The following is a 19,814-nucleotide window of genomic DNA, read 5'->3' as shown; positions in this document are numbered from 1 at the left end:
GTGTGTTTGTCGGTTTTAAGCCGGGCTTTTGCTGACGGCGGTGTCGCTATAACGCGCGGTTTTGCGAACAAGATGCAGGGCTGGTTACTGCCAGTCATAACCTGCCCGGCCTGGAACAAAGCCCGGCTTTTCCGCGTTACCTGCATGTTGAAATGACCTGCGTTACGATAGGCAGCTTTGCTTATTTTCTTTTTAGCGCCGCGGGTACTGGCGTGGCGGGCAAGGTGAGCGTCTGATATGCCTCACGAATTGTTGAAAGCGGCGAGACAAAATAGTGGTAAAGGGTGAATCGCCACGGATAATCTGGACGACTTATAAGTCGTTGATAATATTGATTTTAATATTCCGTCGGTGGCATCTGATCACTCGAACTATGCGGACGCTTACGGTTATAAAACATTTCGATGTAATCAAAAATATCACTGTGGGCTTCTTCCCGCGTTCCGTAGATCTTTTTCTTTATCCGTTCGCGCTTCAGTAGCTGGAAAAACTTTCTGCAACTGCGTTGTCGTGACAGTTATCACGACGGCTCATACTGCCCTCCAGTCCATGTGATTTCAGGAACGACTGCCACTCATGGCTTGTATACTGACTACCTTGTTCAGAATGAACCAGCACCTGTTTTTGAGGATTACGTCGCCACATGGTCATCAGAATTGCATTCAGGACAATATCTTTTGTTATCCGGGGTTGCATCGACCAGCCGATAACTTTGCGCGAGAACAGGGCAACAACCACGGCCAGATATAGCCAACCTTCGTGAGTTCGGATGTACGTTATGTCCGTTACCCAACGTTCCTCCGGTACGTCCGGGTTCAACTGCCGCTGGAGCCTGTTGGGCGTCATGATACTGGCTTCGCCCTTACGTGCCTGTGGGCTACGGTACCCGACCGGAGCCTTTATCCCGGCACGCTTCATCAGCCGCCAGACCCGGTTAATCCCGCACTGTTGCCCTCTATCCCGCAGGTCGGGATGGATCTTGCGATAGCCATAAACGCAACGGGACTCAGCCAGAACTGTTTGATTTGTCCCGTTCGTCAGTAACCCGCTTCAGTTCCTTCTGGAGTCGGCGGATCCAGGCCTGAGCATCTGACTGTTCTTTGTTACTGGAAGAGCCCGGCCCGTACTTCTTTATCCAGGCGTAAAGACTGTGGGTGGTGATATCGAGACGTGTTGCAACGCTGGAAACAGAATAGCCACGCAACCTGTTTGACTGCTTCAATTTTAAACTCTTCGGGATAACGCTTACCACTCATGGGCACCTCTCTTTCAGCCATCTTAAATGACTCAGAGGTGTCTGTTAAACCTGTGGCGATTCAGTCGGTCATATGATTATAAGACCAATAATCCTTGCTATTTTTCCTGGGGGAAAAGCACTGGCGGGGTAAGAAGGGAGCCCCGGCGTACTCAGACGCCGGGACTGTGTTATCAGAACGACTGCAGCGTGCTGATCTTCCCTTGCTGCCAGTTGACTTCCGACTGACGCAGCGCGTTGCTGATATCCGCCAGTTTGTCCGACGGCAGTGTCTTCGGCAGCAGGTCTACGCCCACGCTGGAGATAATCTGCCCGTAGGTGTTACGCAGCTCCGCGTAGGCCAGGTCCTGACGCAGATCGGCGTTCAGCGCATTCAGTTCGCCCTGAATTAGCTGCAACTCACCGATGCTATTGGCTTTGTAGCGGTTACGCAGTTGCTGAACGATTTGCCCGTCCAGATCACGCAACTCTTCGCTGGTTTTATACTGACGCAGCGCTTCGTTGTAGTTGGCGCGCGCCACGTACAGTTGCGCCATGATCGCCAGCGACATCGCCTGACGCTGCAACTTGCCCACCTGCTCGTTGGCCTTCGCCGCGCTGTGCGCAGCCGGGCCAGACATCAGGTTGAACAGGTTCCAGGTGGCTTTCACCCCCACGTCGGCCCAACTGTTGTTGACGAGGAATGAGTTGCTGTCATAGTGGCCGCCTGCGCTAATCTCAATACCCGGCAGCATACGCAGCAGCGCTTTACGGGTTTCGGCGGCGTTAATGCGTACCTGGTAATCCTGCTCACGCAGTTCCGGGCGGCTCACCAGCGCGGTCTCTTCCAGGGTTTTCTGATCCACATTCAACTGCGGAACCGTCTCGTCACCGCTGGCGGGCAGAGCCAGTGTATATGGCGTGTCCAACGGCAGGTTCATCAGTGTGGCAAGTTCGGTTTTCGCCAGCGACAGCGCACGGCGCTGCTCTTCCAGTTGGCGGGTGGCCTCAATCAGCGCACGGCGGTAACTCAGGGCTTCAACCTGGTCGCCGACCTGCTGGGCGGTCATCCGCTCGCTAGCTTCACGCGCCTGGTTTACCCGGTCAATCAGCGTATCGATCTGGCCCAGCAGACGCTCGGCGGCAACTGCACGCCAGTAGGCGGAACGGACATCCTGCAAAATGGTGTGTACCACCTTGCGTTTACGTTCTTCGGCAATCCAGCGCTGATCCGATTGCTGTTTCGCACTGACGTAGCTTACGCCAAAGTCGAGCACGTTCCATACCATCGTCAGGTCCGCCACATCGCGGTCACGATCTTGCGAGGTGGATGGTTCCAGAGAGGTTTGTCCGGTTTCCACGCTGCGGCTACTGGAGGCGCTGGCGTTGTTGCGCCCTACGTAGCCCGCCGAAGCCGCCAGCTTTGGCAGCATGTCATAACGGGAAAGATCCAACTGCTGTTGGGCCAGCGCGCTTTCCATGACTTTTAAGCGCGACTCAAGGTTATATTTTAGTGCGCGGGCCATCGCGTCATACAGGGTGATTGGCGCGGTAACCGGCTCCTGCTGGCTGAACATCGCTACTCGATCCTGCTGGCTGCGCTGTTCGCTCTCTTTTTTGGTAATCGGGTCGCTGGTCACGGCACACCCATTTAGCGCCACGACCAGTACGCTCAGAGCAAAAAGCTTGCGGCCTTTACGCAACATTTCGCTGCCACTCACAGTTGTCACCACCGACAACCGGTTTGCCACCATCACGTTTATCATAGAATTAACGCCTTTTACTGTAGTCTTGTAGTTATTAGCCCTGCTGCTGGCCCAGGTCGTACAACGCCTGTTCAATGGCTGACAGACGTTGTCCTTCAGCATCGCCAATGTGTTGTAATTGCCGGTGGAACGATGGGATAAACGCGGCTGTCGCCTGTTCTTGCCCCTGTTCTGTCACTCCCTGTGCATGCAGGTTGATATCTTTCCAGCTACCGCCAGTAAACACTTCCATCGGAGTCAGTGAAGGCAGATAAATGCCGGAGAAAACGCTGGCCAGCGACGAGCTGCCACCCAGCGCCGGATCTTTGTTAAAGCTGGGGAATGAGCCCAGCGAACTCTCAAAATGGCTGCCGAACGATGAACCGGGCCCAAAGACATTCGCCACTTCGCTCTTCGTCGCATCCCTCCCGCTTGCCCCATCGCTGCTGGCACCGAAGATGGAGGCCATCATCGAACCGCTCCCGGCGGTGCGTCCGGCATTAAAGCTGCCGAGAGAGGCGGGGGTAATCAATATGTTGAGCGGCGGTGCGGCAGCCTCCTGAGGCTGGATAGTGGGTGTTTGGCTGTCCACCGGACGTGGTCCGTTCGTACCATCTGAAATACGGAACTGCGGATCGCCGCTGGTAATGCCTGCGCGGGTAACCGTCAGGCTAAAGGTGGTGCTGATTGACGTGTTCCCGGCATCGGTCGCGGTAACCCGAATGACCAGACTACCGATATCGGCGTTGCCCGGTGTGCCAGAAAACGAGCCTTTCGCGGGATCGAAGCGCAACCAGGCAGGCAGTGCGGAACCGTCCGCCTGCGTCGCGCTCAGAGTTAAGGTGTCGCCATCCGGATCGACAAAGGTGCCAGCCGGGACGGTGAGGTTAAAGCTGCCGTCTTGCGCCACGCTCTGCGGCGGGATCGGCGTACTGAGCACCGGGGCATCGTTCACATTGGTGACCATCAGGCTAAAACTGGTGCTGACCGAGGCGCTGCCATCGCTGGCGGTGATACGAATATTCAGGTTGCCGACATCCGCATTCCCCGGCGTGCCGGAAAACGAGCCTGTCGCGGGATCGAAGTGCAGCCACGCAGGCAGCGGGTTGCCATTTGCCAGGGTGGCGCTCAGGGTCAGCGGGTCACCGTCCGGGTCGACAAAGGTGCCCGCAGGTACGGTAAAACTCAGACTGCCGTCCTGCGCAATGCTCTGCGGCGCAATCGTCGCGCCGATAACCGGCGCATCGTTCACGTTGGTGACGACCAGCCCGAAAGTGGTGCTGACCGACGCATTGCTGCCATCGGTTGCCGTCACCCGAATGGTCAGATTGCCCACGTCGCCATTACCCGGCGTACCGGAGAAGGTTCTTGTGGCCGGCTCGAAGCTCAGCCAGGCGGGCAGTGCCGAGCCATCGGCTAGCGTCGCGCTCAGGGTCAGTGTGTCGCCGATATCCGGGTCGGTAAAGGTTCCCGCAGGAACAGTGAAGTTAAAGCTGCCATTTTGTGCGATGGACTGTTCGTCCATCGGGATGGACACCACGGGCGGGAGATTACTGTTATTCACCGTCAGCCCAAAGGTGGTGCTGACCGAGGCATTACTGCCGTCAGTCGCGGTTATACGAATCGTCAGGTTGCCGACATCACTGTAGCCCGGGGTGCCAGAGAAGGTACGGGTCGAAGGATTAAAGCTCAGCCAGGCGGGCAGTGCCGAGCCATCGGCCAGCGTCGCGCTCAGGGTCAACGTATCACCGCTATCCACATCGACAAAAGTACCGGCAGGCACGGCGAAGCTGAACACTGTATCTTTGGTGGCGCTTTGAGGACTGACCGTGCTTCCCATGCTAGGGGCATCATTCACGCTGGTTACCATCAACGACGCCTGTGCACTATTGGCGGAGAACGCACTGCTGCCGCCAGAGGTCGAGGTATCCGCAAGACCTTTGCTGCTACCTGCCGTCGCCGTACCACTGGTCTGATCCCACGCGCTGAAACTCAGGGTTGCGGTTTCACCATTGGCGCTGTCCGGTACATAACGCAACTGTGCCGTTGACCCGAGCAGCAGGGCTGCTGAACTGGATACCGTGCCGATATTGAACCAGTTAGCTCCGCTATCGGTGGAATACTGCCAGCCACCGTTCCCTACTGTCGCCGTAATCGCAATGCCGCTGGACGCTCCGCTGTCGACATCCCCATAACCCGCACTGTTGAGCAATGACGATACTGTGGTGGCAGACGATGTTACATCTTCCGTTGTGGATGTCAGAGTGACCGTCGCACCGCTGGATAACGTTGGCGCATCGTTAACCGGCGTTACGTTAAGGGTCATCGTTCCTGTATTAGCGGACAACGCCGTGCCATCGCTGACCTGCCAGGTAAAGGAGGCATAACCCGTGCCGTTGGCGTTCGCGGTCGGGCGGAAGGTCAGTTTGCTGATATCAGCCGCGCTGACCACCGAACCATTGCCCAGTAATGTATCGCCACCGCCACGTACACCGTCGTTGTTCGCGTCAATAAACAGCTCACCCGCGGTTGGTGCTGTGACGATAGTGATGGATTGCAGGGTGTCGCCGTTGTCCACATCGCTGAAACCAAAATCTGCGGCGCTAAAGGTCTGGGCGCTATCCTCATTGATGGTTTTACTGACTGACGTATTGCTGATGATCGGCGCATCGTTAACTGGCGTTACGTTAAGGGTCATTGTTCCGGTATTGCTGGACAACGCCGTGCCATCGCTGACCTGCCAGGTAAAGGAGGCATAACCCGCACCGTTGGCATTTGCGGTCGGGCGGAAGGTCAGTTTGCTGATATCAGCCGCGCTGACCACCGAACCATTGCCCAGTAATGTATCGCCGCCGCCACGTACACCGTCGTTGTTCGCGTCAATAAACAGCTCACCCGCGGTTGGTGCTGTGACGATAGTGATGGATTGCAGGGTGTCGCTACTGTCCACATCACTGAAACCAAAATCGGCAACGCTAAAGGTCTGGGCGCTATCCTCATTGAAAGTCTTGCTGACCGACGTATTGCTGATGACCGGTGCGTCGTTGACCGGCGTGATACTCAGCACCGCCTGATTGGTGCCGCTACTGTTGAGCGAACCGTCATTAAAGGTCCAGTTAAGCGTCACGCTGGACGGTGGATCGTCAGAACTGTTGGCATAGGTCAGGGATTGCAGCACCGCATTCACTATCGCCGCCGTTGCATTGCTATTGAACGTCAGCGTCAGCGTGCCTGAGGAATTCGCCGTGACACTGCCCACCGTCGTACCGTTATAGGTGAAGTTTTGCCCTTGAGTCAGTGCCCCCAACAGTCCGCTATTGCCGAAGGTATCGACACTGTTCGCCCCGCCGTTACGGGCGATTGAAACAGAGGCTCCGTTATAGTTGCCCTGAATATCCAGCTCGGTATCGGCAACAGTGACATCGCTGTCCATCACCACTGCACTGCCTTTTTCAGTAAAGGTCGCGCCGCCATTGAGGTTGCTGAAGACGGGGGCGGTGTTGGTGGTTGAGGTTATCGACGAACTGTTGACCGCCGTCAGGCTACCTGACGTGGCGCGCAGTGCCAGCGTATTGATACTACCGCTGTTGGTGTACTGTATGATAAGCCCGGTGTAGGTGGCGATACCGCCAGACGGCGTTAATGTTACCGTCGTAGCGCTGGCATCATTATCCCCGGAGGTGACCGCCAGGCTATTGACCGTACCATCGACGACGCTGTCGTTAGGGTCAGTCACTGAGAGCACGATATTGGTGGTGTAGTCCTGATCCACCATGCCATTCGCATCGACCGCCTGTACTACCGGCACAGTGGTAAAAATGGCACTTTGTCCATTCTGAATCGCCGTGGGAACGGGCTGGGTGGAAAAAACCAGTCGCGTCGCCACCACATCCGGATTGAGCGATGCAGATGTGGCGCTGACCAGGCTACCGGCCGCCGCCGTCAGCACGAAGTTAGCATCACCATCACTGGCCGAGGTGTACTTCACACCGCTAAAGGTAGCAATACCGTTTGAGGCGGTCGCCTGAGTGGTGCCCGTCAGCGAGCCGCTACCATTTTCGCTTAATGTCACTGAACCGTTAAAATCAGTATCGATATTGCCGCGATCGTCAACGGCAATCACCACCGGCTGGGTGGTGAAGTTAATGCCACTGACCACTGAGGTGGACGGCGATTGGCTATAAATGAGTTTGGTTGCTGCCACATCAATGCTGGCACCACTGCCGTTGTTCACGTTGGCCTGACTACTGGCGAACGTTGAACCGCCGGAGACCGTGGTGAAATTGCTGGCATTTACCGACAATATTACCGTGTGGTGATCGGTGATGTCGTTACTGCTGGTATTGTCGTTGTAATACGCCTTGATGGTGTAAGTTTCACTGCTGTTATCCGCAACCGACAGGTTTAAGCTGGAAAACGTGATTCTGCCGGTGCTGCTGTCGTACGTGCCGACGACGTTAGTGGCATCCGGGCCACTGAGCAGGAACGTCATCTTGCTCAATTCTGATGATGTCGCCGTACCACTGACGTTAGCGTAGAATTGGCTGACATTGGTGGCCGAACCATCAGACGTGCCGAGGTCAGTAAGGGTAAAGTCCAGCAGCGAGGTGGCGCTGGCCGCTGACGTCGCGGTAGTGGAAAATGTCGTTGCTTCGCCAGATGGCCCAGCGGTTACGGTCGATGTCGCATCTACCGAAGAGGCGGCATGAATATTGTTCAATACCAGGTTATCCAGATAGTACTCATTGGTACCGGATGTCGTAATGGTAATGGAAGAAACGCCGACAAAATTGCCGTTAAAGCCGCTGATAGTGGTATAAGACACGCTCCCGGGGAATGGCAGTACTCCACTCTGATTGTCCCCACTGGTCGATTTACTGGATGAAATCGTGTAATTCATGTTGCCGGTGCCATCGGCATTCAATAAGTCCAGTGAAGATAAATCAAAAACATAGCCGGGAATGCTGATGGTGAAGGTCAGCGAATTTGACGAACTGGATCCATCCGTTTGCACGTCATAGATCAGGCTATTGCCGTCACTGTTTAGCCCAGAGAGCACGTTTCCGACAAAATCGAAATGTAGGGTATATCCCCCTTCCTGCCAGGTCTGGTTATTGCCGCCACCGCCGCCAGTACCTGTCTCAAACGTAAAGGTATCCAGCACGTGGGTATAATCCCTCTGTGTGGCGGCGGTTATCGCAATGTCAGTAGTGATCTGACCGACTTGCGATTCCAGCATCCAGTCGCCTTTTAACGCTGTCGACCCGGTCAGGTCAGTGGACGCAGCCACATCAGCTCCGGTGAGCGCTGCCAGGTTGCTAATAAAAGTCTGCCCTTGTGTTCCTTGCGCCACATTACAGCCATAAAGCAGGATATCGCCGGACTCAGTCAGCGACTGGCCGATAGTGGTCAGATCAGTACTTCTCGTAGCGAGCATACTGTCGGTCAATGTGACGCCCCCAAGCGTCAGTCGGCCTTCGCCACCATTGCTGATGATATGGATGGCGTCGTAACCCGTGTGGGTTTGCGCCCATTGCATTATCTGGCTTAACCCATCTTTGTCGGCATCCAGCAGCACCACCTCAACCCCGTCTTTCACGCCGCGGGCCAGTTGCTGGTAATCTGCCACTGCGGTGTCAATAAACACCACTTCTTTATGCGTGGCACTGCCGGTCGCAACCGCAACGCTACTGTCTGCTACGGTCTTCGAATTCTGGGTATCAGTATTGTGGGCGGTTGTATCAACATTGCTCGTTGCATCGGTATTGTGGCTGGTTGTATCGGTGGTACTTTGGCCAGACTGGCCGCTGTCCGTCGACGCGGCTGTCTGTGTCGCTGTATTTTGAGTGACAGCAGTCTCAACCGTGGCGGCGACCGCACCATCAAACAACATACGCGCTTCCAGCATAACGCCCAAAGGTACCTGCTCATGACATGCAGCACCTTGCGGAACCTGACGACTTTTTTTGCTCAGCCAATGACGCCACAACATAATAAGGATACCTTTCAGGAGTAGATTTATTTACAACGCAGACCAGCCTGCGTTATGCCGAACTGGCCTGTTTTTTCAGATTATTGTCTTGTAAACGCTAGCCACTAAGGCCTGTCGGGGTATAAACCTTCGGCCATAATGCACACAGTCAGTCCCTGCGAAGGAGACTGGGTTGCCACTCGAACGACCGGTTGCGCCGACGTCCCCGCCGTACCAACCGCAACCGAACCGCCTGTCACTGTCGGTACGGTGACCGTGAACGAGGGAATTGTTGGCGTCCCGGTAACCGTCCCATTGGAAATCGACGAATCAATAGTGCCGCTGACCGGGCCGGTTAACGTCTGACTGGGCCCTAGCGTAGTATCGGCAGTCGCGGTTGGATTATAAATATTCGGTGCACCAAGCGCGGGTTTAGCCAGTATCGCGCCATTGGTGGGTAATGACGCGCTACCAGCAACAGCAGACCCACCTGCAATCTTCAGCAAACCGGAAGTCGCTGCCGTCAGATTAAGGGTATTCGTGATGGTCTGGCCGCTTACCGTTAACCCGCTTCCGGTTTTTTCCGGCACGGTTACCACAGTACTCCCGGTCGTTGGGCTAAACGTTGCCGCATGGTTATGTAAAGGCAACGGCACCACGACATTGACCGCTGGATCGCCGATTTTCTGCCCAAGATTAACGGTTGCCAGGCCAGCCCCTGAACCGGTCCCGACGACAGCACGGCCTTGCAGATCGGGTAGCCCAAAGTTGGTTCTACCATCGCCACCAAACCGGACCCCCAGCAGAGAGTACAACGCCTGATTAGTATTAATAGGGACAGTCTGGCCGTTAGCCGGAAGCCAACCGCGAGGACAAAAAGACATGGCAAAAGAACACACAGTACCAATGTAAGATTCGCTGTTACAGGCCGCTGCACTTTGGGGTAAAAGAATACTGGCAGCGATAGCGGTAGTGATGGCTGATTTAACAAATAAACGCTGAATATATCTCATACAGATCCCTCCTGGAGGAATAGCTGATTTATTAAGATCAAATGTTATTAATAACCAACCTTATAATTTGGGATGGAACAAAATAATAAGATAACGATGGGGAGCAAAAAACGTGTATGACTCATCAGGAATATAGCTCAGTCAGTAAAATTAACATACATAAAAAAACATTAACTTACGCACATAATTCAAATGAAATAACTTGAAATAAAGCAATATTTTAATTTTTATTTATTATCAAGCGGATAGGGTTTTGTTCCTTCACTGACTTCTGAGATAACAATTATTGGTTTTTTATGGCAAACGTGAATGCGATATATTTCGTAAAATATATCCGTGTAATCTTGTCAAAATCCGCTTTCCCGAATACCCAACGCGGCAATTCGTCGCCATAACGCGCCGAGAATAGATTCCGTTTCCCCTTCCAGTATTACGCTGCCCCGTAACGGCTGTTGCGGCGGCGAGAATTGCCCCTCCTGCAGCGCGAAACGCACACTGTACTGCGCCTGGATGGGTTGAGGATTATGATCCCTGTCGCGACGCACGGCGATCGGGCCGTGGCGATCGGACGCCAGCATCTCTTGCTGTAACCAGGCGGTACCGGTAGGCGCAATATCTTTCAGTTGTACGACAAGGCGGGGATACGCGGGATCATCGGCGATAAAATAGCCTTGCATCCCCACTTTCGCGCGTTTTAGCGTATCGTCGGGTAAATATCCCTGCACTTTTCCGATACCCTGCCCAACCACACGGAGCAATGGCATATCCGGGGTCAGCCAACGGCCTTCCGTCATATCTCGTGCCACATCCCTCACCTGGCCTGCCTGAGGCGCGGTGAGAGACAAGCGCTGGCGTTGCGCATCCAATCCCCGATAGCGGGCCAAAGATTCCGCCAGTTGTCGGTCAAGCACCTGGGTTTCGCTGGCGGTTTCCTGACGTCCGGCTCCCCGCTGCCGCTGCTGTTGCAAAATAGCAATTTGCTGACGCTCTATATTGATGCGGTAGTCCAAATCGGACGAGGTGAGATCCAGCAGTTTCTCACCGGCTTGCACCTGCTGGCCGTCAGTGACGTAGAGCGCTTTGACCTGCGCAGGAATAGGGGCATACAGCGCGCTGACGTTTTCTGCTTCCAGCACAGCAGGAATACGGATGCTGCCGCGCCAGGGAAACAGCAGCGGCACTAATACCGCCGCCAGAATCAGCCCTGAACGCAACAGCTTAACGGGATGAGCATTCTTACGCATGGACCACCAGATACGGGCCTCCTTCACCACCGGAAGCGCGATAAACCAGCCAATTTCTACCGACATCAAAGCAATACCAACCACCTTAATGAAAAAGTGGTACACCATCAGTGCAATGCCGAAAAAAAGGAAAAAGCGCCATATCCATGAGGCGTAACCCCATATCAACAGCTTGCGTTGCATCGACGGCGACCAGGTATGCGGTGCCGGATGACCATAACCAAATAACGCCTCGCGCAGCCGCCAGCGACACAGGGCATACGCGCGTTCCTGCAGGTTTTCCACCCGCCAGAAATCGCTCAGCAAGAAATAACCATCAAAGCGCATTAGCGGGTTGAGGTTAACCACCAGCGTCGTTATCCAGGTGGCGCTGGAGAGCATAAACGCTGCCGTACGCAGAGGACCGTCCGGCAGCAGCGTCCATACCAGCAGCGCGAAAACCGCCAGCAGCACCTCGGCCAGAATACCGCCTGCGCCAATCAGCAAACGCGATCGACGATTCTTGAGTTTCCACGCATCGCTCACGTCGGTATAGAACAGCGGGAACAGCACAATAAAGGCCACCCCCATGCTCTGCACCCGGCAGCCCGCGCGCTTAGCCATAAACGCATGGCCAAGTTCATGTATGAATTTGGCGATCACCAGCGACATCCCGAATACAGCCATCCCTTGCAGACTGAACAGGTGAGGGAACGCATGGGTGTAACGCACCCAGTCACGGCTGACCAGATAGAGCCCCAGCACCAGAATCAGCGGGAATACTCCCAGCAATATTGCTGTTCCGTAGCGCTTAAGCCAGGGCCAGCAACGGTTGAGCAGCGGATCGGGCCGCCAGAGCGGGATACGGAAAAAAAGATACTGGTGCAGCACTTTCTTCCACAGGCTGGTGCGCATGGCGCGGGCTTTGCTGAGGTAACGCTGACGCTGTTCGGCATCGCCCGAGGTCACCAGATCGTGCTGGCGTAAAAACTGCAGCAACTGCTCCAGCTCTTTGACCTGTAGCGGCAGGCCCGGCTCCTGGTTGGCTGCAGCAAGGACCTGTTGTGGCAGACGCAGGGACCAGTGGCGCAGCAGGCGGATAGCCGTGGGCGTCAGCGTGAAATAGCGACCGGTAAGCGGGTCCGCCAGTACCCATTGCGGCGCACCGTTAATACCCGCAGCCGATTCTGCCAGCTGGAGGTCGGGGCGCAGCGCGGGTAAGAGCGGGTTCATAGGCCGACAGCCTGGCGGATCACGGAGAGCGGGCGACGGAACAGATAGACCGCCAGCGGTACATATTCGCCGGACAGTTTGGCGGTTCCGCGCAGGCCAATACGCGGCGGGGCATCGCTAAAGCGGCCATCAAGCCGGTACGCCAGATTGCCTGTCGGGGTCTGCTCGGACTCATAGGCGATGCGCTCAAGCTTTGCCGCATACGGGGTGATGGGGTCGCTGTCGAGGAACAGTGTGATGGGCGCATCCTGTTTTAATTGAATGGCATCCCCCACATCCAGCTCGATGCGTAACGCGGCCAGCGCCGGGTCGGCAAGCTCCATTAAGCGCTCGCCGGTGCGCACCGGTTTGCCAATCCAGCGGTCGGCGTCGGCAAACACGGCAATACCATCCCGGTCGGCGCGAATTTCAGTGCGACTTAACAGGGCGCTGGCGTAATCGCGCTCGGCCCGTTTTTGCGCCACCTGTGCGGCCAGGAAATCAAGTTTCGCTTTGGAATCTGCATCCTGAAAGGCGCGCTGCGAGCTGGCGCGAAATTCCGCTTCGGCAACATTCAGCGACCGCTCGGCAACGTCGGCCTGCGCTTTTAGCGTGGTGTCGTCGAAGCGGACCAGTACATCACCCTGATGTACGCTCTGGTTTGGCTGCACGGCAAAAGACTGGATCACGCCGTCCAGCGGTGCGGCGACCACACGCCCCAGGTGGGGGACCACTTCGGCGGGAGCCAGCACGGACTGGCGCACCGGAATAAACAGGCAGGCGAGCAATGCCAGCAAAGGGATAGCGATCTTCCAGCGCCCTTTACGGTGATGCCAGCGGTTGGTTTGCGGCTCCAGCGCCAGCCATGCGTGGCTGAATGCGCCAGCAAGCTGTTCGGCCAGCACCCGGTCGGCGTTTTGCCACGGTTGTTCGCGCGCGTACCAGATGCCGCCAAACCCTTCTCCCTGGCGGTCTTTAAGCGGTGACCACAGGGCTTCGGGGGCGGAGAGGGTCTGCCAGTCGCTGCGGCTTTGTTCGTCGAGTTGCACCGCTTCAATGACGCCGCACTGGTTGAGTGGTTTGCCCTCAGTTGTCTGCAAACGGGCGCAGGCACGTTCGATAAACGCCACAAACGGCGCGTGGGGAGCGGGTTGAGTGACACCCGTTACCGCGCGCACCCGACCGTTAATAACGAGTGCGGCGTGACGATAGCCGAACAGCGGCTGGCTGTCGTTGACGATGCAGTACGCCAGCTCTTCGCTGCTGGCAGCGGCCCTGGCCTGCTGTTCGATATCAAGAAAACGGGCAAAGATGGCCGCACTGGCTGTAGCCGGCGTGGGGGAAGTACTCACTTCGCCTCCGGGAACTGCGCCGTGCCGCTCATGCCCGCCATCAGGCTGGCGTCGGCATTGACCAGCGTACCGATCAGGCCGATGGTCTGGCTGCTTTCATCAATACGCGCGCCGAGCCGTGCGATGCTGGCCTGCAATGGTTTACCGGTTTCATCCGGCGTAAAGGTAAAGGTCAATCCGGGTTTGAGCGCCGACAACAGGCGGGAAGAGACCAGCAAGTTAATTTCGAGGTGGCGATTGTTCACCACATCCAGCAGCGGTGTGCCCTGGGCAACACTCTCGAAGGTTTGCGTGCGACGTTTCACGACCTGGCCATCAAACGGCGCGGTGATACGACAGCGATTGACCTGAATCTGATACACCTGGCTTTCGGCCTGTGCCTGGGCTAAATGAGCGGCGGAGAGCGCCACGGCGTGCTTGCCGACAGACTTGAGTTGCGCCAGCTGTTGGTTCTGGCTGAGTTCAGCTTCGGCTGCTCTGGCCGCCGCCTGCGATGCGGCAAGCTGTGCCTGGTAAATACTGCAATCGAAGCGCACGAGGATATCCCCTTTTTTGAACGCTTCGCCCTCTCTGAATGGCATCTCCACAATGCGGCCAGCCAGTTCGCTGGAGAGGGTCGCTTGATCGACTGCCACCAGAATGCCGCGTGCCTGATTATCGGTATGCGTTTGCGCGGTGTCGCCAGCGGAAGGGGAGGTCAGAAGCGGATCGGCAGCCAGGGCCTGGGTCATGTGAAACAGTGAGCTCATTAAAAACAGCCCCAGGGTACAGCGATAAATCGACATATTCACTTTCATCACGCTTATCGGCCTTTCCTGTATAACCCCTTGTTAATAAGGGGTTTATGCAACGAAGCTAAATGTAACGTACTGTTAATTCTTTGTAATTTAGTGTGTCGAAGTATAGCAGGCAAGGAAAAACTCGGCAGGCTATAAGAATCTATAGGGGGAAGATCCCCACAACGTTGAAATGGATAACCTGCCGGCAGCAATCCCCACCAGCGGGTGGGGATTGCTTAACATAAATTATTGGTTGTCCAGCTGTGCGCGGACATTGCTGAGACCGGTACGATTAATGCGATAGGGCTGACCCTTTACCGAGCGGATCAGTTTTTTGCTTCTCAGTTTCTTAAAGACGGCGAGCGTGCAGTCGCTGAGCAATAGCCCTTCACGGGTATAACACTCAACGGCGGTGACGCGACCGGACGTATCGCGGGTATGAACGATACGCCCGCCCTTAGCAAGGACATGCAGGGTACGTTGTTCCTGACGGGAAATATTCATGCTGAAAATGCCTGTAATCATCTTGTGCAAAACCTGCCAACACCCTGGGGGGTTAGCGTGAGTGTTTAGCGCAGTGATAACCAGCCCGGCCGCAAAGGTCGGAAAGCTGATTATCAGATGGTTGCATTCTCCAGCATCGAAGCCTCGGTATTCGGTAAGAAAGATTTATCCCATCAATATTAACACGCGGCATACGCAGGGAAATAATTTTGCTTAAGGAGTGTGATCTGTGTGGATACTCAGCGAGGTTTTTTTTTCACTCTGTGCGCACGGTGACGTTATGGACAATCGGGTCATCGCGAAGGCACGCATTGCTTATGAAATGTCCATTTTATAAGACAATACTTAAGACAGAGAAGCATATGGCCTTACACAGCACGTCCGCGGACTGAAGGAGTATGCGAATGAAAAAACAAGACCTGAACGCAGTGAGGAATTTTGATTTTCTGGCACGCAGTTTTGCCCGTATGTATGCCATGGGCCAGCCAGTTGATATTGATGCCGTGACCGGCAATATGACCGAAGAGCAGAAACAGTGGTTCCTGGAACATTACAACCATTATTGCAAACAGGCGCAGCGCGCCAGAGTGAAGGAACTGCAATAGTAATCACCACAACGGGCCTGGCGGCCCGTTGCGTTTTCTGGCTTCGGGGTGTCTTGCGGTCTATTCCCATTTCGGACTCAGCCAGCAAAATCAACGTATCATGCTCTTGTTTCCTGCAGGAGAGGCAAGGGCACTCCTGACTGAATAAGCCAGCTGGCCCATCTATGCCTCAGGCCATCAACTCTCATTTTCGTGATAACAGGTGTTAACGTATCTGCAGGACGGTGCCGGGCTTTTGTATGCACGCCCCCCATTTATGATGATTGGCCGTATCATTGAACGCTACGCCAATAACGTGGTTTGATTAGCTGCCTTCAGGGGCAACCTACCCGCACAATGACTCGTTAAACCTGAGCGACTTTGGTAGCTCAACACTTTCGTTCGCAACGCTGGCATTTTTGTGCAGCACGCTGTCCAGACGCGCATTGATTGTGTCTTCCGTGATAGCGCATCCTGTCCTTGCTAACTCCATCACGACGTAGCCGATAGCCTTCGCCATCTCATCGGAATCACGCTTGTTAGTCTGCATAAGCCCACCTCAAAGCTAAGGGAATTCAACTTATCTGACTATTACTCCTTAAGCTGCGAGGTTACCAGGCCGTTCCTGTTGTTCCGGTTGTTCTATATATGTTTTTAGGCAGTAACTTTATGTATTAACTGGGTTATATGATTTATATATGGAACCACCCTGGAACAATATTGAAGGGATTTGGAACAACCGAATTGGGGCATGTTATTGCATAGACAACATGGTGTTTTCTTCAGGCTGGCCTGCGGTTTGGGAAGTCAACAGTAACCATGAGGCCACCTTCTGCAGACGTACTTAGGTACACGCTGCTGTTGTGTAGCTGCGCAACCGCTTTGACTATTGCAAGCCCTAATCCACTCCCGCTTTGCATCTGATTGGGATCGCGAAAAAATCTATCGAACACGCGCTCTCTCAATTCAACGGGAATGCCGGGCCCGGCATCGGAGACACGTAGCTGCGTGGCGTCATCTAATGATCGTACCTCTACCTCAACCCGTCCGCCCTCAGGACTGTACTTGACGGCATTTTCAATGACGTTGTCGAGCAGCGACATCAGGCGTTCTCGGACGCCTGTCACCCAGATCTCATCATGCGAGTAGAATTCAAGCTCAATCCCGCGCTCGGCAGCCAGCGGTGCCAGCATCGCCATTCGCTCTTGTATCAGTGTGGTCAGCGGCACAGGCTCCATAACCGTGTCAATGCGCGCTTCGCTGTGCATCAGCAGCAGCAACTGATTGACGAGACGAGCCGCACGGCTGTTGCTGCGAATAATCCCTGCAAGCAACTCCTGTTGACTATCGCGGCTAACATAAGACTGTAAAGCCTCAACATTGATTCTCATCGCAGCCAGGGGGGTACGCAGCTCGTGAGCGGCATCGGCAATAAAAACCCGTTCCCTTTCCGTGCTTTCCCGCACTCTGGCAAGAAAAACATTAACAGCATCCACCATCTGGCGAAGCTCCCTGTGCTTTGGCACTGCTTTTAAGGGAGAGAGATCTTCTGGAGTTCGTGAGGCAATTTCATTGACCACCTTGTTCCAGGGGCGCATTGCAATGCGGATTGACAGCCACGCGGGAAACAAAAGAAAAGGAATGCATACCAGCAGCGGCAATATGTAGTATCCACGCGAGTTCAGGTAAATAAAGAAGTTCCAGCCGCCGGCAGGGGTGACGAGCGTGACCTCCGCGTCGGAATTGCCGGATTTTAGGGTACGGCTAGTCCAGGTGCGGCCTTCACTCTCAATGCTCTGAATTTTCCCGTATAGGGTGTTTTTCACCCCCGTTGGAGCGCCATCCGATGAATAAATTATCGCTTTATTCTTCCGAACAATGAGGCTGATCGACAGTTCCGGATCTTCGCCTCCGCCATAACCTTCCCGCAACGCCTTGCTGAACTTTTCCAGCACATCGGTGAGATCCTGTGGGCGATCGTCCATCCGATCAACCAACGTAAGAATGGTTTCGTAAGTCTTGTTGCCCAATAACATAGAGGGGCTACGCAAGTTTTCCCATAAAATGTAGGTCAGAAAAAGACACCAAAGCAGCGTAAGCAGTAGCATCTGGGCGATCATAATTCGCCGTACAAGCGTCGGGGTTTTCAGGCGGCGGCAAAAATTTAGCATCAGCCTGTCCCTTTCTGAATCGGTACGGTATCAATGACATACCCTACGCCTCTCACCGTTCGCACATAGCCGTCGCCGATTTTGCGCCGCAAATTCCCCATATGCACATCGAGAGCATTGCTCATGTTTTCTTTTGCGCCGAATATCCTTTCTTCCAGAAACCCTCGTGTCAGTACGCGGTCAGTGCGCAACATTAACGTTTCAAGCAGCGCGTACTCACTTGCCGTCAACTCAACATTACGTTCACTCACTGTCACGCGACGCGTCGGCACGTGAAGAGATAACCCTCGAATTTCTATCACCTCATTCTGAAAACCGTAACTGCGGCGCGCAAGTGCTCTCACCCTGGCGAGCAACTCGGCGAGAACAAAAGGTTTGACGAGATAGTCGTCTGCACCGTCATCCAGCCCGGAGAGGCGATCTTGCAGGGTGCCTCGTGCGGTCAGGATGATGACGGGTATCCCCTTGAGCTGCTGACGCAAGCTTGCCATCAGGCTCATGCCATCGCCGTCGGGCAGCCCGAGATCGAGCAATACCAGTTCTGGCGCGCAGACATCAAGTTGATGCAGTGCATCCACTTTGCGGCGAACCCATATGACATCTAATCCTTGATCTGCAAGGGCAATACGCACGCCATTGCCGAGATCCAGGTCGTCTTCGATGAGGAGAATTTTCACAATGGTTACGGTATCAACAGTGAATGAAGAACGTCTGAAGAAAAAAACGGTATCAGGAAATCTATCAGGTTTGCAGCCCCTGTACTTGCTTCAGTCTTTCTTCATTTTGGGCTCATGAGAACTTTAGGGTGAGCATTCAAACTGAGCGTTCTGGCGTTTAAAACCGCTTGTATCGTAATCATTTGAATCCACAAGGACTTCTTTCATGAGAAACATCGAACCGCGTCATAAGTTCCCCCATTTACTCTCGGGGCGCATGCTGAAAAAAATGTTGCCGGGAGCTGTCCTGGCCTTACTGGCGACCCCGATACTGGCGGCAGAACAGAAACAGGGCAACGAGTTGACTCTGGGAGGCGGCGTGGATGTTGCGCCACGCTATTCTGGTTCGGATGAAAGCCGCGTCACGACTGCCCTGGTGCTTGATTACTCGCTGGCAAATGGTTTCTTCGTCAGTACCACGCGTGGTATCGGTTACGGCAACAACATCGGCAAGTTGAATTACAGCACTGCGCTGAGCTATCGCCCTGGCCGTAAGGATCGTAACGTGGACAGCGACGCGATCAGCGACGGCAGCGACGACTTGCGAGGTATGGGGGACATCAAAGGCTCGGCTCTCGGTGTGCCTGGCCTGGGGTACGAGGTGACCGACTGGCTTAATGTGCAATTGCAGGCTGAGGTGCCGATTTCTCAGCGAAGCAACGGTGAGGCCCTGCATTTCAGTATTATCAGCCCGTTCTATAAGTCATCGAAAAATTCCGTGACGCTGGCGCTGACCGGCAGTTGGGGAACCAGCAAGTATATGCAGACTTACTACGGGGTCAGTGCATCGCAGTCGGCCGCATCGGGGTTTAGCCGATATGATGCCGGATCGGGCATTTATGCCTGGTCAATGAATGTTGACTGGACGCACAAACTCAACCAGGACTGGAGCGTGGTTGCTGCCGCAGGCTTTACGCAGTTGGCTGGTGATGCACGCAACAGCCCAATAGTGCAACGAAAAGCCTCGCCCACTGGCAGCCTGAAGGTGACATATAGCTTCTGAGCGTTGTGCGACCTGTGCTTCCCGGCAGCGCGTTGTTCACTAATAAATATGTCTTCGATCCGCCCCGGTTCAGATGACGGGGTGGTACTGACCCTGGCCCCAAATCCTGCGCCATTCAGAAGCAAAATTCCTTCCTGATGGGATCATCAATAAACCGTTAACGGCTACGTGCGTTGAGACCGAAACAGGCGAATGGCGTTACTTACGCCCTGAGTGCGCGGAATAGTTCCACTTCGCCGCGGCGAAGAAACAAAGCGGAGAAGAAATTACTGTTGATTCCTCTCCACCTCAGGATCTGCGTGGGAGG

Annotated in this window: 12 protein-coding genes and 2 pseudogenes; 2 read left to right on the top strand and 12 right to left on the bottom strand. The window is 54.8% G+C overall.

The window, feature by feature from the left end:
• Positions 1–337: 337 nt before the first annotated feature.
• The 8 genes and pseudogenes from Y71_RS20340 to Y71_RS20305 form a co-directional block, all read right to left on the bottom strand.
• A pseudogene (locus Y71_RS20340) lies at positions 338–1,256 on the bottom strand (IS3 family transposase).
• Positions 1,257–1,428: 172 nt separating this feature from the next.
• On the bottom strand, positions 1,429–2,937 hold the full coding sequence (locus Y71_RS20335; protein WP_007373639.1) for a TolC family protein: 1,509 nt from the start codon (positions 2,935–2,937) through the stop codon (positions 1,429–1,431).
• A 97-nt stretch (positions 2,938–3,034) separates the two neighbouring features.
• Positions 3,035–8,887: a putative Ig domain-containing protein gene (locus Y71_RS20330; RefSeq protein WP_435526112.1), complete on the bottom strand. Its 5,853-nt coding sequence runs from the start codon at positions 8,885–8,887 to the stop codon at positions 3,035–3,037.
• Positions 8,888–9,075: 188 nt separating this feature from the next.
• Entirely contained in the window at positions 9,076–9,963 is an 888-nt protein-coding gene (locus Y71_RS20325; RefSeq protein ID WP_007373641.1) for a phage tail protein, read from the bottom strand.
• 347 nt (positions 9,964–10,310) lie between these two features.
• A complete protein-coding gene (locus tag Y71_RS20320) occupies positions 10,311–12,419 on the bottom strand; it encodes a site-2 protease family protein (protein ID WP_007373642.1) in 2,109 nt (702 codons plus the stop codon).
• Positions 12,416–13,750: an efflux RND transporter periplasmic adaptor subunit gene (locus tag Y71_RS20315; protein ID WP_007373643.1), complete on the bottom strand. Its 1,335-nt coding sequence runs from the start codon at positions 13,748–13,750 to the stop codon at positions 12,416–12,418. Before Y71_RS20315 ends, Y71_RS20320 begins: the two co-directional genes overlap by 4 nt.
• Complete coding sequence (locus Y71_RS20310) at positions 13,747–14,499, bottom strand: efflux RND transporter periplasmic adaptor subunit (protein WP_050998967.1); 753 nt, start codon at positions 14,497–14,499, stop codon at positions 13,747–13,749. Before Y71_RS20310 ends, Y71_RS20315 begins: the two co-directional genes overlap by 4 nt.
• Before the next feature lie 276 nt (positions 14,500–14,775).
• Positions 14,776–15,033: a YjhX family toxin gene (locus Y71_RS20305; RefSeq protein ID WP_007373645.1), complete on the bottom strand. Its 258-nt coding sequence runs from the start codon at positions 15,031–15,033 to the stop codon at positions 14,776–14,778.
• Between the two features lie 398 nt (positions 15,034–15,431).
• Here Y71_RS20305 and glgS point away from each other — a divergent pair, with 398 nt between their 5' ends.
• Entirely contained in the window at positions 15,432–15,638 is a 207-nt protein-coding gene (gene glgS / locus Y71_RS20300; protein ID WP_071532043.1) for a cell surface composition regulator GlgS, read from the top strand.
• A 110-nt stretch (positions 15,639–15,748) separates the two neighbouring features.
• On the opposite strand, the pseudogene Y71_RS30795 reads toward glgS, so the two are convergent.
• From Y71_RS30795 to Y71_RS20285, 4 genes and pseudogenes are all read right to left on the bottom strand, one after another.
• Positions 15,749–15,930: pseudogene (locus Y71_RS30795) on the bottom strand (integrase); the annotation flags it as partial.
• Between the two features lie 33 nt (positions 15,931–15,963).
• Complete coding sequence (locus Y71_RS20295) at positions 15,964–16,167, bottom strand: hypothetical protein (RefSeq protein WP_007373647.1); 204 nt, start codon at positions 16,165–16,167, stop codon at positions 15,964–15,966.
• Positions 16,168–16,399: 232 nt separating this feature from the next.
• Positions 16,400–17,788: a sensor histidine kinase gene (locus Y71_RS20290; protein ID WP_035943199.1), complete on the bottom strand. Its 1,389-nt coding sequence runs from the start codon at positions 17,786–17,788 to the stop codon at positions 16,400–16,402.
• Complete coding sequence (locus tag Y71_RS20285) at positions 17,788–18,465, bottom strand: response regulator (protein WP_007373649.1); 678 nt, start codon at positions 18,463–18,465, stop codon at positions 17,788–17,790. Before Y71_RS20285 ends, Y71_RS20290 begins: the two co-directional genes overlap by 1 nt.
• A 205-nt stretch (positions 18,466–18,670) precedes the next feature.
• On the opposite strand from Y71_RS20285, the gene Y71_RS20280 reads away from it, so the two are divergent.
• Positions 18,671–19,507, top strand: a complete 837-nt coding sequence (locus tag Y71_RS20280; protein WP_007373651.1) for a MipA/OmpV family protein — start codon at positions 18,671–18,673, stop codon at positions 19,505–19,507.
• Positions 19,508–19,814: the final 307 nt, after the last annotated feature.

This window comes from Kosakonia radicincitans DSM 16656, assembly GCF_000280495.2.
GTDB classification, from domain to species: domain Bacteria; phylum Pseudomonadota; class Gammaproteobacteria; order Enterobacterales; family Enterobacteriaceae; genus Kosakonia; species Kosakonia radicincitans.
Note: the sequence above shows the minus strand (reverse complement) of the source record. Positions and strands in the feature narration are given on the sequence as shown.